Source organism: Microcoleus sp. MOSTC5 (genome assembly GCF_036701825.1).
Classification (GTDB): domain Bacteria; phylum Cyanobacteriota; class Cyanobacteriia; order Cyanobacteriales; family Microcoleaceae; genus Microcoleus; species Microcoleus asticus.
On record NZ_JAUBRK010000101.1, the window covers coordinates 1 to 14,680 of the forward strand.

At 44.3% G+C, this 14,680-nt stretch carries 18 protein-coding genes; 7 read left to right on the forward strand and 11 right to left on the reverse strand.

Translation table 11 applies throughout. The features are described from left to right. The 3 genes from QUA54_RS31990 to QUA54_RS32000 form a co-directional block, all read right to left on the reverse strand. On the reverse strand, positions 1-383 hold a 383-nt coding region (locus QUA54_RS31990), incomplete at its 3' end, for a transposase family protein (protein ID WP_333418801.1). A gap of 39 nt (positions 384-422) precedes the next feature. Beyond that, positions 423-1,040, reverse strand: coding sequence for an IS66 family transposase (locus QUA54_RS31995; RefSeq protein ID WP_333418803.1), 618 nt, complete (start codon positions 1,038-1,040; stop codon positions 423-425). Beyond that, positions 979-1,680 (reverse strand): IS66 family transposase, encoded by a 702-nt coding sequence (locus QUA54_RS32000; RefSeq protein ID WP_333418805.1) that lies wholly within the window; start codon positions 1,678-1,680, stop codon positions 979-981. The genes QUA54_RS31995 and QUA54_RS32000 overlap by 62 nt, the downstream gene beginning before the upstream one ends. Before the next feature lie 258 nt (positions 1,681-1,938). Here QUA54_RS32000 and QUA54_RS32005 point away from each other — a divergent pair, with 258 nt between their 5' ends. From QUA54_RS32005 to QUA54_RS32015, 3 genes are all read left to right on the forward strand, one after another. Further along, positions 1,939-2,610, forward strand: coding sequence for a DUF1614 domain-containing protein (locus tag QUA54_RS32005; RefSeq protein WP_333418807.1), 672 nt, complete (start codon positions 1,939-1,941; stop codon positions 2,608-2,610). A 323-nt stretch (positions 2,611-2,933) separates the two neighbouring features. After that, positions 2,934-3,176, forward strand: a complete 243-nt coding sequence (locus QUA54_RS32010; RefSeq protein WP_333418809.1) for a hypothetical protein — start codon at positions 2,934-2,936, stop codon at positions 3,174-3,176. 140 nt (positions 3,177-3,316) lie between these two features. Beyond that, the gene (locus QUA54_RS32015) at positions 3,317-3,802 is read left to right on the forward strand and encodes an Hsp20/alpha crystallin family protein (protein WP_333418811.1); all 486 of its coding nucleotides are present in this window, start codon (positions 3,317-3,319) and stop codon (positions 3,800-3,802) included. 392 nt (positions 3,803-4,194) lie between these two features. Here the strand turns inward: QUA54_RS32015 and QUA54_RS32020 are convergent, their stop codons facing one another. Next, complete coding sequence (locus QUA54_RS32020; RefSeq protein ID WP_333418813.1) at positions 4,195-4,536, reverse strand: HepT-like ribonuclease domain-containing protein; 342 nt, start codon at positions 4,534-4,536, stop codon at positions 4,195-4,197. Then, on the reverse strand, positions 4,533-4,841 hold the full coding sequence (locus QUA54_RS32025) for a nucleotidyltransferase domain-containing protein (protein ID WP_333201268.1): 309 nt from the start codon (positions 4,839-4,841) through the stop codon (positions 4,533-4,535). Before QUA54_RS32025 ends, QUA54_RS32020 begins: the two co-directional genes overlap by 4 nt. A 174-nt stretch (positions 4,842-5,015) precedes the next feature. Here QUA54_RS32025 and QUA54_RS32030 point away from each other — a divergent pair, with 174 nt between their 5' ends. From QUA54_RS32030 to QUA54_RS32045, 4 genes are all read left to right on the forward strand, one after another. Then, positions 5,016-5,819 carry a tetratricopeptide repeat protein gene (locus QUA54_RS32030; protein WP_333418815.1) on the forward strand — a complete coding sequence of 268 codons (804 nt, stop codon included), beginning with the start codon at positions 5,016-5,018 and terminating at the stop codon, positions 5,817-5,819. 711 nt (positions 5,820-6,530) lie between these two features. After that, complete coding sequence (locus QUA54_RS32035; protein WP_333418816.1) at positions 6,531-7,121, forward strand: class I SAM-dependent methyltransferase; 591 nt, start codon at positions 6,531-6,533, stop codon at positions 7,119-7,121. 161 nt (positions 7,122-7,282) lie between these two features. Further along, positions 7,283-7,426, forward strand: a complete 144-nt coding sequence (locus QUA54_RS32040) for a hypothetical protein (protein WP_333418818.1) — start codon at positions 7,283-7,285, stop codon at positions 7,424-7,426. 322 nt (positions 7,427-7,748) lie between these two features. Then, positions 7,749-8,168, forward strand: a complete 420-nt coding sequence (locus QUA54_RS32045; protein WP_333418820.1) for a GFA family protein — start codon at positions 7,749-7,751, stop codon at positions 8,166-8,168. 458 nt (positions 8,169-8,626) lie between these two features. Here the strand turns inward: QUA54_RS32045 and QUA54_RS32050 are convergent, their stop codons facing one another. The 6 genes from QUA54_RS32050 to QUA54_RS32075 all read right to left on the reverse strand — a co-directional run. Continuing rightward, positions 8,627-8,779: a hypothetical protein gene (locus QUA54_RS32050; protein ID WP_333418822.1), complete on the reverse strand. Its 153-nt coding sequence runs from the start codon at positions 8,777-8,779 to the stop codon at positions 8,627-8,629. A 217-nt stretch (positions 8,780-8,996) separates the two neighbouring features. Further along, complete coding sequence (locus tag QUA54_RS32055) at positions 8,997-9,737, reverse strand: glycosyltransferase family 2 protein (RefSeq protein ID WP_333418824.1); 741 nt, start codon at positions 9,735-9,737, stop codon at positions 8,997-8,999. After that, positions 9,730-10,668 (reverse strand): glycosyltransferase family 2 protein, encoded by a 939-nt coding sequence (locus QUA54_RS32060; protein WP_333418826.1) that lies wholly within the window; start codon positions 10,666-10,668, stop codon positions 9,730-9,732. The genes QUA54_RS32055 and QUA54_RS32060 overlap by 8 nt, the downstream gene beginning before the upstream one ends. 29 nt (positions 10,669-10,697) lie before the next feature. Then, positions 10,698-12,095 carry a glycosyltransferase family 2 protein gene (locus QUA54_RS32065; RefSeq protein ID WP_333418828.1) on the reverse strand — a complete coding sequence of 466 codons (1,398 nt, stop codon included), beginning with the start codon at positions 12,093-12,095 and terminating at the stop codon, positions 10,698-10,700. Then, positions 12,095-14,314: a hypothetical protein gene (locus tag QUA54_RS32070; RefSeq protein ID WP_333418830.1), complete on the reverse strand. Its 2,220-nt coding sequence runs from the start codon at positions 14,312-14,314 to the stop codon at positions 12,095-12,097. Before QUA54_RS32070 ends, QUA54_RS32065 begins: the two co-directional genes overlap by 1 nt. Positions 14,315-14,434: 120 nt before the next feature. Next, positions 14,435-14,680 (reverse strand): hypothetical protein (locus QUA54_RS32075; RefSeq protein WP_333418831.1); only part of this gene is annotated, 246 nt, incomplete at its 5' end.

The window sequence follows — 14,680 nt, forward strand, 5'->3', positions numbered from 1 at the left end:
TGATCCCAACTCAAGTCTTCCTCTCGGCTAACTTGCTCGATGGTGGTTGCTTGAACTCGCTGATAGATATAATTCTCATAGCGTTGGGTATATCGCCGTTCCCAATCGACAAAGCTCAAACTCTCCGTAAAGTATTTCTGACAAGTCCTACAGTAAAATTGGCGGCGCGGAACCTGCAAATAAACGGGTTGACCGAAAATCGATATATCCCGTATCAATACAGGTCGATTTTGATTCAATTGATCACTCGGATGATCGCAGTATCGACAATTACTTTCTTCCTGAAGAAAGCGCAGTTTCAAGAAAACCTCAGGTGCTTCTTGGATGCAACTTTCAACAGTAACATCGGGTAGATTAAGCAGTCTGTCAAGATGAATATCCATAGGGTAGAAATCAAGTAGTGGTATCTCATTATACGGTTTTCACCAAAAACCCAGAAGAACCGTCACACGGCGAAATATTACACTCATCCGAATCGCCTGTTCACTATTATTATTCGTGGGTGGAATTGTCGCATCTTCCAGAAATAGAAATAAATTGTCAATTAGCCCACCATAGCGTTTTCGTAACCGGATACCATCCGGATGATGTGGCGCTAAATTCAAAATCCTGGTTAATCTTTCCTGTAAATTTTCTCGATATCGCTTGAGTCTAGTATCCTCCATCCTTTCGCGTCTTCGATGGATAATAAAAGCCCTTAATAATAACCTCTTCATCCCTGGGGCAAAAATCCTGTCCCCAGCGTCAATTGCATATTGGCAATCGCGCAGTTGATGAGCCAAACACACTTGCCATTGTGGTGCAGGGTGATTTTTTTGAGCGCTAAATAAGTCTGACACCCAGATATCAGGACGATGTTCTCCTAGAACTTCGTTAATTACTCCAGTTCCTCGACTCGGACGGATGACGTGTAAACAAACGTCCTGGTTCTGAAACACCCACTCCCACTGATTCTGTCCCTTAACTCTGGCACTGGTTTCATCTGAACAAATTAATTTTGCCCGCCGCAACCGATGGAGTATTTGAGTTACAAAGGTCATCTAAACTCGTTTTGACTTTCTCTAATAGGTTGGCGATTGCTCCTTCTGATATCTTGAGTCCAAAGACAGATGCAAATATGGACGATAGCCGTTCGTAACTGATGGCATGAGTGTAACGGAGATATGTGACTAAGCTTTGAATTGAACTGCCAAACGGTGAGCCTGGTTCCATTCCCAATGGTACAGGTGCAACATATTCGGTATGACAGCAGGCACACTGACCACCATAACGTTCGATTCGGGTGATGATGGGACGAATTGGTGGTAATTCGATTTTTTCGTAGACGGATTGCAATTTTTGGGCAGCAGTGCTGACTTTCTCTCCACACTGGGGACAATTTTTGAGTTGGGCGATGATTGTTTGGTCGGGTTCAGGATGTAGTTCTCTTCCCCCTCCTGCTCTTCCTACGCTCCCGGCTCTTTTTACCCCCTCAATTTTCGATGGCTTAATGTTGGCCTTGAATCCCTTCGACGGCGGAGTGCTAGAATTTTTGCTGGTTTTGGTGGGAACTTTATTTGGTTTTGCTTCCCCTGTAGTGGCTAAAGCGGCGGTGAGTTTTTGGATTTCTTGCCATAGCTCTATTATCAAGGCTTCTTTCGCCTCGTTCGATAGTTGCTTTAAGTCGGGGAGTTTTTCCATTCCTCGATCTAATGTCTATCTCGTCTTCTTGTCAAGGGGGTTGAGCAATTACAAGATTTCTTCTACTAAAGTAGCGTGATGTATTTTATAAAACAACGATTGACACGCTGGTTATACAGTAATTTTTATATCAGTAGAGAAGGGGCAGCGAGCTGGAATCTTCAACCCAAATCTTGTCTTGGCTGCCTGCTTTTTTTGCTGCTTTTTGTGGCTATTTTCTGGTACGCAATTTTTATATATTTCAAAATTTATCCAATTGTGTTTTCAACCCTAATTGCTCGGTTGGGCATTGCCCCTGGGTTGGGTTTACCTCTCCTCATTGCAGCTTTTTTCGGGTGCTCTATCAATTTACCGCTCTTCATATTAACACAGGATCGCCAGTCAAAACAGCGAGTCAGCTTTGAAATATTTCCGCTTTGGTTGTTAAAGTGCTTGTGCTTACCTTCATACAAAACCCAATCCGAATTTTACGGTTATATTGGTTTAAATGTATCAGGAGGGTTCATTCCCATTATTTGGGAGCTTTACCAATTTCATCGCGCTCAACCAGTAGCAATTTTGATAGTAACAGCGGTCGTTGCGTCGTTTAGTTACTTCCTAGTGACAGTCATTCCAGGAATAGCAATTGTTACTAGAGTGTCGAGGTTTTGGCTAATCACGATTGTTGCGGTTTTGTCAGCAATGGCATTGGTTGTTGGCGGAGTGAACCGCTCAGACGTGTCAGTTGCTTTTGCGGGAGGAGTATTGGGAACGACGATCGGAGGTGATTTACTACACCTAAAAGATGTTCGCCCCGAAATTGCTGTAACTCCCCTTAGTATCGGAGGTGCAGGATTGAATGATGGGATCGCGCAAAGCGGTTTGTGCGCTTTAATAATAGCTGAATGGCTTCCTGCGACAATGGCTTGGCTATCTGCTTATTTTCGGTAGATTCTTCTAACATAATCGATCGTAATATAGTAATTCTTTAATCCCACTTTCCCCACCCTCCACTGTCACAATCGGTTTTTAATGAACTAGCTTGGTTTCGCGAGCAACAGGAGAAAGGAATACTGCGAAAGCTGCGGTTCGTTTTTTCCCCATGATGGCACGGGGCTTTGGGTGATTCAAGCAGAAACTCTTGAAGAGGCTCAAGCTATTGTCAACAACAGCAGTTGTCGTACACGGGATGGTATGTTAGCGGATTCTGCTGCGGATCGTGGAGTGGCAAGTGCATATCGCATTTTTAAGAAGGGGATTATGCGAGAGCCCTCATGAGCGCGAACGATGGCTATGGGAAAGCAGCGATTGCCCGCTGTGCTCGTCCTTACACTGCTACACATCACCCGCACCGCATTTTTGGTGCGGTTGGCAACACCACCGATCCTTCCCCCGACGCTCACACGCCAGCAGAACGGGCGAGGCAAGCTCATGGCGTTCCCCCAGCATTTTCGGTTTCTAGGAATAGCTTTGTACGGTTTTCTTCAATCCCAATTACCCCTAAATTCTTCACTTAATTCTAGAAAATACGACTAACTGGGTTGGGTTTTCCTGACTGTTCCTGTCACTTGGGAAGCGGCATCATAATAACTGTAAGCAATGAGCTTCAACCAAAACTTTCCTTATAGAGCTTTACCAATCTTTGAGGTGACAGATTATGTTGATGCGTTATTGGCAACCCTTCACGGAAATTGAAACCATCCGTCAGCAACTCGATAAAGTTTTTGACCAACGGGCAACAGCAAGAAATAACTCAGAAGCAGCTTGGATGCCCGCTCTAGAATTGGCTGATGCTGGGGACAACTTCGTATTAAAAGCGCAACTGCCTGGAATTGACCCCAAAGACGTTGACGTTCAAGTCACTCGTGAAGCAATTTCCATCTCTGGCGAACGCCGCTACGAAAACACTGACGAGAAATCTGGCTACGTCCGTTCTGAATTCCGCTACGGCAAATTCCACCGGGTGCTTCCCTTGCCCGCACCCATTCAAAACGACTCTGTGCAAGCTAAATGCAAAAATGGCATTCTAACGCTAACACTGCCCAAAGTGACTGAAGCTCGCAATAAAGTCGTCAAGATTAATTTAGCCGAAATTGCTGGAGCTTCAACAAATCCAGCTTTGGAAGAAGAGGCTAACCAATAACGATCGGTTGTGCTTAATAGAGTGAGGCAAATTTTCCTTTCATTGAGCCTGATTGGATTTACTGGCGCAACAACGGAACTGGAAAAGTTGATACCGGGAGCTAAACTTGCTCTCGGTATTCTTTATTTGGGAAAGCCGAGCGAAAAACCACTTGAACCCGCAGCGAATTCAGTAACGGTTACAAGGCAGGCTTCCACTAAATGCAGTCGATGTGCACTTCGCGAGCAGAATACCCAATCGATCGTCCAGGGCTTTGAAGTCCCTCGCTCATGCGTTCCACTTCCTTCTGTGGCGAATAAAGACGCTTGGAGTGGATTAGACCACGGGGCGCTTTTACGGTCATCAGAAATTGTTGGGCAAAACGCTGCTGGCAGGAACGCGAAGTGCTCAACTCACGTATCTCGCAACTCCTGTAAAATCTGTTGTACTGTTATTTTCAACGGAGGTAAATTATTCTGTACGATCGCCCAAACTAAGTTTAGCGAGACTCGAAAATATTCATGCACTACCAGATTTCTAAACGCTACAATTTGCGCCCACGGCACTTGGGGATATCTACCTGTCAATTCGGACGATAACGCATTTGTTGCTTCTCCAATAATTTGCAGGTGATGAACAATCCAAATTTGGATTAATTCTTGGTTATCAAATGCCTGCCTGCCTTGACTTGCATATCGTTCAATTGCAGCTATTGCATCTAATATATCTTGCAGCCGTTGGGCTTCCCGTCTCATAGGGGTACAGCTTCCTGCAAAACGCGCTCGCGAATGCGTTCTTTGAGCATATCCACTGTGGCGATATCGACCTTGCGATTGAGTAGTTGTTCTAGATCGAGCAATAGCCCACCTGGAAACCAAGGCGTAATTTTCTCTAAATCGTAATCCACTAACAAATCAATATCGCTTTCTGGGGTCGCTTCGCCCCGCGCTACCGAACCGAATACGCGCACGTTGTAGGCTCCGTGCTTTTGGGCAATGGCGAGAATTTGCGATCGCTCACAATACAGTAATTCTTGAATACCTAATCCTGTTTTGGTCATCAAGCCCTCCTCAACGCCTTAATATGATGCCTCCCACACTGGGGTCATTGCTAATTAATCAGCGAAAGTCCCCTAAAAGTTATCTATAAGCATTCAAAGCCCAGCTATCAGACATTGTAGAGTATTGTAGTATGCTCTCATAAGCTTTCAGAGTTAACAGGAGTTCATCTGGGAATGCAAATTGAACCCTACGACCCTCACCACCAAGATGGCTGTTATTGGTCTTTTGCATGGGGGAGAAAATTTATGGATTTGGAAAAACTATTTCAAGCCGGAGATTTAGCACAGCAAGCTGGTGAATATGTTGAGGCTGAGTCAATATGGAGGCGTTTTCTGAAGCACGATCCTGATAATGCGTATGTCTACCTCAAGCTAGGAATGGCTTTGGATTATCAAGGTCAAGGTGAGAAAGCTATCTGGGCTTACCAAAACGCTATTAGGATTGCACCTAATTATTCAGCAGCTTACGTGAATATGGCTGCAACACTAGCCGAGCGGCAAAGATTTTCCGAGGCTATGACAGTCTATCAAAAAGCGATCGAGATTGATTCGAGCCAACCACAGGCTTTTGTTGGTCTTGGTATGGTACTTGTAAATCTAGAGAGATACGGCGAGCCAATTCATAATTTTCAACAGGCAATTCAGGTTGCTCCTCAATCTGCTGCTGCACATTACAATTTAGGTATTGCTTTGAATAAGCAGGGCAGATACGAAGATGCTATCACCGTACTTCAGCGCGCCACAGAACTGGCACCTAATTCGGCTGTTGTATATCAATACCTCGGACAAATACTTGGTAATCAAGGTCGATTTGATGCAGCAATTGCAGCATTTGAAGAAGCGATCGAACTCGATCCAAGCTATGCGGCAGCTTACTATAACCTGGGATTTGTGCTTAATGCCGTAGACAGAACGGAAGAAGGAAAAGCAGCCATCCAAAAAGCTTTGTTATTAACACGTGAACAAGCCGAGCGGTAAAAAGAGCAGTAGAGTCCTGTTCGGAACCCTATTTATATCGGTTCTAATTAGAACTTCTAGAGATTGCAGATAAGACCAATGCTTGGAGAGTGAAGTGTGACTCCTAGATTTATAGTTTGAAATCTAATGCAAGCGAGCGCATTGTATCCTTCAACTTAATGCGATGCCCGATATTGTACGTTAGGTTGAAGGATAAAACCCGATACTCATCATTGCTTCTCCTCCTCAACCCCGGTGCGATCGTCCAATCGAGCCATGTTTGGTTTCACGTTACCCTGCTGATTCACAAGCCTTGACGTGGCAAGCTCAACCCAACATACAGCGGGGGGCGATCGCACTCGTTCTAATACTCCGCCTTGGCATGATTCGCGAAGGCTCCGCCTCCAGCAAGCGGTAAAGCTGCATCGGAGCGGTAGATTGCGACATTAGGTTAATGTTGGATAAGACAGATATAGGGGTGGTCTTCAGTTCAAGTGACAAATAACACCCCTGATTTCCAGGATTAACTATCATTCGCGATGGATAACACCCAAGAACCCGGACTTAACCTGCTTTCGTTTCTGTTTAATTCCTTAAAACTAGGATGTTGTCCAACATATCTGATGGATAATCCACCCCCCGGTAAGGGTATTATCCACATATCTGCGGTTGAATACACAGTTATATTTTTTTGGCATCAAATGTGCCAATAGCAACAATTGGAGAAAACAGATGTGGGATGAAAGATACAGTGCCCAAGAGTATGTATATGGCACAAACCCGAACGAGTTTTTGGAAGCAAACTTCAGCAGTATTCCAAAAGGTAAAGTTCTGAGCTTGGCCGAAGGAGAAGGGCGGAATGCCGTTTTCCTTGCGAAACAGGGTTACTCTGTAACCGCTGTAGATGCCTCTCTAGTTGGTTTGAATAAGGCCAGAAAGCTGGCCGAGGATAACGGGGTGGTTGTTGAGTTTATTCATGCTAATTTAGCAGATTATGATTTAGGCGAAAATCAATGGGACGGAATTGTATCTATATTTTGTCCGTTGCCCTCTTCAATAAGAAAACAACTTCATAAAAAAGTTGAATCCGGGTTAAAGCGAAACGGTGTGTTTCTGCTTGAGGCTTATACACCCGAGCAGTTGAAGCACGGTACTGGCGGCGGAAATTCAATAGATTCGATGCAATCTAAAGAATCTTTAAGCCTTGAGTTAGCTGGCTTAAAGTTTAGGCATCTAATTGAGCTTGAGCGTGATGTAGTAGAAGGTATTTATCACACTGGCATTGGCGCAGTAGTTCAGGCGATAGCATCAAAAGAAATATAACATTCTGGTGCAGCGGATTGCCTGAAGCCGCTTAGGTGAGATGCTCCAGAGTCCAACAACCGCTGACCTGAACTGTTAGCTATCTTTGCACAAAGGTGTTGCACTCTCTGTGTACAGCCATTTGATGTTGTCCGATGAAGGCTAATCGTTGGAGGTTTTAATTGGAACTTCTGGAAATTGCAGGTACGACCAATGCTTGGAGAGCGAAGTGTGAGTGCGAGATTCGCAGTTTGAAACCTAATGCAAGCGATCGCATTCTAGCCTTGCAATTTAATGCGATCGCCCGCTCTTGTAGGTTGGGTTGAAGGATGAAACCCGATACTCATAAATGCTTCTCCACCTCAACCCCGGTGCGTTCGCCCCATCGAGCCATGTTTGGTTTCACGTTACCCTGATTCACAAGCCTTGACGTGGCAAGCTCAACTCAACCTAGGGCAACGGGCAATTGCACTTGAGGATATGCGGAAAAATTCAGCCTTTCCTCCAGAAAATACCTAATATACGGAACAATTCTACCTGTCCACTAAATTTAGAATGATATACAGAACAATTCTGGCTGTCCATCTAGTTCTGGTGGATAGCTAGAATCGTTCAGCCTAATAATATTTAGACACTCGGAGAGAGCAGATGGATAAGCCCAGCATTCACGGTAGTTGCCTTTGCGGAACTGTGACCTTTGAAGTGAACCCACCGTTCCAGAAAATGGCTCATTGCTACTGCTCGCGGTGTCGCAAAGGCACGGGCACAGGCCACGCCACAAATCTAACCGTTGAGCCGAGCCAGTTCCGATGGCTTTCAGGGGAGGAAGGCATCACACGTTATGACCTTCCCACGGCTCATAGCTTCAGCAAATGGTTTTGCAGTCATTGCGGGTGCCCGGTCCCGCGTCTAACGCGCAACGGCCTAATTGTGGTTGTTCCAGCCGGGTCGCTGGATACAGCACCGCCTATGGCTCCGACGGATCGCATTTTCTGGGCATCGAGAGCGCCGTGGAGTTGTGCTAGCGGGGGGCTTCCAACCCACGACGAGTATCCAGAGTCATGGTAGAGCAAGAACGTGCCTAACAAGATCCTCCAGCAGTCGGCCCAGCAAGTGCTCAGCGATCGCTATGTATGCGACATGAACTGCAGGTTGCAATCAAAATAAAAGCCGATCGTTGGAGGTTCTAATTGGAACTTCGAGAGATTGCAGGTACGACCAATGCTTGGAAAGTAAAGTGTACCGCTAAATTTATAGTTTGAAATCTGATGCAAGCGATCGCATTCTATCCTTCAACTTAGTCCTGTAGAGAGAGGAAAGTCTTAGAACTGCCTGCTAAAACACAATCAAATCGTCTGCCAATTTGAAGCATTTTAATTTTTTCACGAAAGCAGATGCCGAATGCTAGAGAATTTAAGCTGCAAACAATCAGAGGGGATTTGTTGTGAAATCTCGAAGACCTCAATTATTGTTCCACGAACGCTCTGCGCTTCTCGATCGTCGCGCTTGTCGTTTCAGTCTTGCTGTTAATCTCTGCGGTAGTAGTTGCTATTAACTTCGACTGTTTGATAGTGCTGAATGTAGCGATCGAGCTCTTGGCAAGGCGGTAGCTGGTGGGAATAAAGCACACCTTCCCAATGGTCGTAACTCCAACCTGAAGTGCCGATGCGAACAATCATCACCTTTTTACTTCAACCAGGCTGTGTTTGTGTTTAAATTTAAGTGTGTCGGCCCGCATCGCTACCGTACTACTGACCGAGCTTGCTTTGAGCCGGCAAAAGTCAAATGCCGCGCTTCGCCGCAACTTCAATTTGATATTACTGAAACTTAGATCTGGTTTAACCAAAAGCTCAAGCTATCAGATTCATCTGTGCAGTCAATCTCAAATCTCAAATTTCAAATCGACTGACGTTTAGTATAATAGTGCTGGCGATTTTGTTCGATCCAGCAAGATTCCGACCAATTATTATCGGGTGGATGCGCTAAATGGATGTAGATTAATTCAGGCGAGCGACAAAAATATCTATCCTCTCCTAAGTATCGTTCCACAATATCTTGATCCTCAGCTCCCCAGCCAATGAATGTCTCATCCCATCCCCCGATTTCGATTAAGCGTTGGCTTTGAAATAGGGGTAAAACTCCAAATCTTTCCCGCCGGAGCAAGTGCTTAAATAGCGCGGTGGGCATATCTTCTGGTGCAATTTGCGACTGTTCGATAATAGCCAAATTTTGAGCAAAATCCAGGTTCCGAGTATCGCACATCATTCGATAGCCAGTTACTAACATTTGGGCTGAAAGTTGAGCCATTTTTAGATGGCGAGCGAGAGTATCTCCGTAGGGAATGAGATCGACATCAAAAGCAGCTACCCATTGCCCTTGCGCCAGAGATAAACCTAAATTTAAAGCTTTGGTTTTATGAAAAGTTCCCCCAACGGGCAGATAATTGTAACTGACTGGCAGGTTGGTAATTTCTGGTAAAATCCAAGCCGAAGGAATGCAATCGAGTTCAATTAAAATGATTTCGCAAAGAGATAATAAACTTTCCGAGGCTTGAGTTCTCCACCACGCGAGTTGAGTTCTCAAATGCTCTTCCCGCTGGCGGTAGGTAATAATTAAGGATAACTGAAGTTCACTCACAAATAGAATTAGGGGTAAAATTGGTGGTAATTTCCAACAATGGACGAGGTAGCATTGCTGGTTGCCGTAAGTCTCCAAATATATCGCCTTTTTGGAGAGATTGCAAGCAAGAAATGATGTTACGATCTCGCGTTTGTGTTGGCGGCAATTGCTGGTGGTGCTGATTGCGCGCAGCATCACTATGAGAAAGATGAATTACGTTTCCCGCAGCGCATATCTTGATGCCAAAAAGGGTAGCGCGAATCAGCAAATCTTGGTCTTCCCATCCCCAACCTGTAAAACTTTCTTTATATCCTCCTAATGATAATAACGTTTGTTTGCGGGTACAGAGCAAACCGCATCCAGGTCGAGCGCTATTGCCCGCCACCGCCATTACAATATTAACAGCAGCAATCTGTTCCCCCTTCTGGATGTTGTAAGTATAGCGTTCCCGCTTTAAAGCCGTTGTTTGCAGGCAAGACTCTGCTACAGTTCTTACATAGCAAATAATCTCTTTTTTTGAATTACTTACACCCGATAAAGAGGATGTTTTTGGGAGACATTTTACAAGTTCTATCCGATTTTTTAAAGACAATAATTCCAGAGCACTTGGTTCTAAAATCGAAAATAATAGTTGTAAAATTCCTTGTCTGTTCCAGATGATGTCAGCATCAGAAATCAGCAAGTATTCGCTACTAGCCTGGAGAATACCCTGATTAATTAACTGAGATTTATTAAAATCAGATTGAGGATACTTGAACCACTCTACCTGTGATAAGTTGGCTAAATCTTGTAAAACCGTTAAACATTTAGATTCAGCGGTACCGCCGTCGCAAATAATGATTTTAGTCACGGGATAACCAACTGCTAAAAGCGATCGCACGCAGTCAACGATTTCGGGACGATTTTTAACGGGGATAATTACCTGTAACACGATATTGATACCGCTCATCCAGAATCAGTCATTACAAATCTCAAATCTCAAATCGATAGGTCTGAGCTCTCAAGGGCAGAACCGGCTATATAATTGAGTTCGATCTCCCCTGCTGTCTCCAAAGGACGCAAATCCGGTAATTTGCCTGACCGCACGGCAGCACTATTGGCGATCGCTCTTTTTTTGAGCTGCTGAATCAATTCTAAACGCACTGGAGAATCTAATCCAGTTGCTCGATCGGTAGTTAGGGAACCAGCTCGGTGCCGGCGAAAATAACCGAAATCAGGAACATTAACTATTGTCGCAGCAAACTGCGCTCGCAACAAAAACTCAGTATCTCCCGAAAACCGCAATCCCGTAGCAAAACCGCCCAATCTCAACACTAAATTCCGCGAAACTAAGCTGGTAGGATGCAACAGCGGATGCCCCGGTTTTCCTGCTAGGGCGGCGCTAACATTGAGAGGATAAACCACCGGTAAAACCCTGTCATCTTCAAACACTCGCAACTCCTGAGTTCCGACTAATTCCGCTCCATAACTTTCGGCGGCTGCTAACAGCAACTCCAGCCGATAGCTGCTCGACCAATCATCGGCATCTTGAAATAAATAAGCATCATAACTTGTTTGACAAATCACCTGTTGAATTAAGCGGTAAGGGCCGACATTCAAAGCTGAAGCTAATAAAGTCACACCCGGAAAGTCTCGCACGATATCTACAGGCGGCACATCCGAACCATCATCAATAACTACAATACCGTCCAGAGGTCTAGTTTGAGTTACCAGAGACTGCAAGCAGCGATGGAGAAACTGTTCGCAGCGATAATGGGGAATCACAGCCAGCACGCGAGATTTGCTAGTAATTAGATCGCGATTTCGAGAATATTTGATGTTTTCTTTAGGGAGATTTGTGCAGATATAGCTGTTATTTATCTCTGAACCTTTCCATAGATAATCAGCTTGTATTTGATAATTACCCCACTCTAAAATAGCAGTATTTTCCCGAGCAGAAGCCCAAGAAAAAGCGATGTTTTGCCGTTCTAATTCCCCAGCAACTGCTAACAAATTCCAACGATTTATTTCTAACTGCGGTAGTGCCGCTTTTACCAAAAAAGTTGATGCCATCCAAGCTAAGGTAACGACAGGATATTGTCGGGCAGTTTCTAGGGGAAACTCCATCCTGGGCGGTAAGAATGCCAGTGCAGTATTTGCTAGTTGAGGTAGCAAAAAATTTAATTGTGTATTTGCTGGTAAAATAGCTGTGACTTCTGTATTAATTGTATTTAAAAGTTGCAAACAGGATGTAAAATAAACCGTGTTATCCAAGTTTGAGGGATTGAATCTCATTACCTGTTTTAAGTCATAGGCTTGTTTGTGAAAAGTGGCTCTCGCCTCTATTTCCCAGTCAGGATTGCTGTTTCCCAGTATAATTAGAGTTAAACTTATCATTAGGTGCGATCGCAAATTATAGATTGTTTGTAATTCATCTCTCGCGCTAATCTTTCAAATCCAGAAGCCCGCATATCCGGCGGTGCCGACGCAATTAAACACTGATAGGCTAATTCCCCTTCTCCCCGCGCTAACAAAAGTTTGGCTAATTTTAACAATAGCGGTATCCAAGGTATTGGATCGAGAACTCCATCAGGTAAGCTGCGGTCAATTAACCCAGCATTATTGGAAATTTTATTTAACCATTCTATAGGATTAATGTCAGTTTCCCACAGCAGTTTAGCATATCCTTGTTCCAGTTCTACTCGCGCTACCTCTGTCAGTAAAGTTGCTGTTGCTTGTAACTGAGATAATGCAATTGTAGCTGATTCGCGATCGCGATAGCCCGTAATTGCTTGTCGCCAAGTTAACCAAGCGTCTAAAAAACTGTCGCCTGTTGGGCTGCGGTATTTGCTACTGAGTGCGATGGCTTTTCCACTCGCTAACTCGCACCAATATCCTAAAATTTGGATTTGAAATCTGTCAGCCCAAAAATTCAAATCTCCGATTAAAACAGCTAAAATTGGTTTCCAGGCTATCGCTAGAGTTGGATTGGCTTTTTTGGCTTTACTTGCTGCTAAATTGAAGGCTGCTAACAAGTGCTGAATGTTAAATACATCAAGCTTACCAGTCTCGGGTAAATTAGTATTTTCCCAGATAGATGCAGCGGTGCTATTTTCAAATCCTAAACTGGGAATTAGTAAATCTACCATCGCCGGATATTCCCGGCAATTCATCTCGGCTAAGCGCTTCTGGGCGTGGCGGTATATCTGCTGCCTTTTTTGGCTATCGGTTAAAAAGCTACAGGCAAACAGCAATACCCGTACCGCCATCAATTCTACGGGCAGTTCCCGATAAGTTGAACGCAGCAAAAGCCGTTCGATAGATGCAGCAGCCACCGGGGATATCCCCGAACTTACCATCATTTTCTGCTCAATTAAACTTTTTAACAATAAGGCAACTTCTCGGGCTTCTCCTAGGGGTAATAAACCCGATTCCAACCACTCGTTCCAAGATTTTTGTGTTACCCATTCGATCCATTCTAAAGCGCTACAGTTTTGTGGATTTTCCAGTTTACTCAAATCCGATGAATCTACAATTACTCTCCCTCGAACTTCTCCCCATAAATTTTCTAACCAAAGCTGTAAAGGTTGCAGTTCTAGAACTTTGTGCTGTTCGACTTGCAACCAAATATCTACTTGTTCTCGATCTTGCCTGACTATTTGATAGTTAAGAATCCCGTCAAACTCGGGCAAATAGATTTCCCCAGGATATTTTAAGCCTTGCTGCGTCTCGATTTGTTCTTGACTGCGGCCGAGAATTTTTGCTGTTAATCCCGAACGCCCGCAAGGACAAACATCAGGATTTAATTGAATGCGGTCGCCGCACTGATAGCGAACCAAAGGCATGGTATGATTGTATAAATCTGTAGTGACTAATTCACCGTCAATAATTTCATACAAACATCGATCTATATCTAAATGCAGCCGCCCGCATTCAGGACAACTCAAACCCGAAATTCCTGTTTCTTGACAACCGTACTCGTTAATAATTGGAGCTTGAAACACCGCTCGCAGTAATTGTTCTTGGAATTCAAATAAAACCTCCCCGGTACAAATCACCCCTAAAACCGCAGGTATTGAATCTCCGAAAAGAGCAGCAGCCACTTCGCACAAACGACTGGGATAACCTCGAATGACAGCCGATTTGTTATGCAACAGTTTTGCCAAATTTTGCAGGAAATCCGGCGCGATATTTCCAATCAATGAAATATCGTTAACTCGCAGCGGCTGCAAACGGCTAGCAAGATTAATAATGGGGACTTGTTCGTCAATTCCCCACCAAGCTAAAGCACGTTTTCTTGCCAACAAACGTGCTTCATTCCACTCATTTCCGGCAAAGTATGTAAAAGATTGACCGGAAGTTCCGCTAGTCATTCCTCGGTAAACTACATCCTCAACATTCGCCAGAAATAACCCGGGATTTTGCCGGACTGTTTGTTTGTCAACGGGCTGCAAGTTAGCAAAAGCTGTTTGCCAGTGGGGGACAAGTTGTGGGAAATCCGACTGGAAATCAATTAGTCCAGCTTGCAAAAAGCGGTGGTAATTTCCTGGGACTGCTGCCGCAACTTGTAAAACTCGTTTTAATTTGATGGCCGTTTGAGCGCTCAATTTTGTCATAAGCTGTCGCCAAGCAAACCAGGATTATTATTTCGGTATAAATCCCAAAGTAACAAGTTTTTTAAACGACCTATTTTTCGTATAAAAACTGGTTTTTAGGTCAAATATCAAAATTTAGCGTTATTTTTGAGAGTCTTTGCTGGCGATTCTATCAGCTATTTGCAGCCAATCTTCATGAATCAAAACTTGCCCTTTTTGCGAGAGTCCTTTTAATTCGCTCCGCTGTATTTTCAGGGGTTTTTCGCAAAAATTGCCCAAAGGTTTGAGATAAGCTCTATTTACCCAGCCAACTCGGAAATCAGGCGCATTTGCAAACTGCCCTCCACTCAGATTTTGAGGGCTAGGACTATATTCACCGCCAATCTT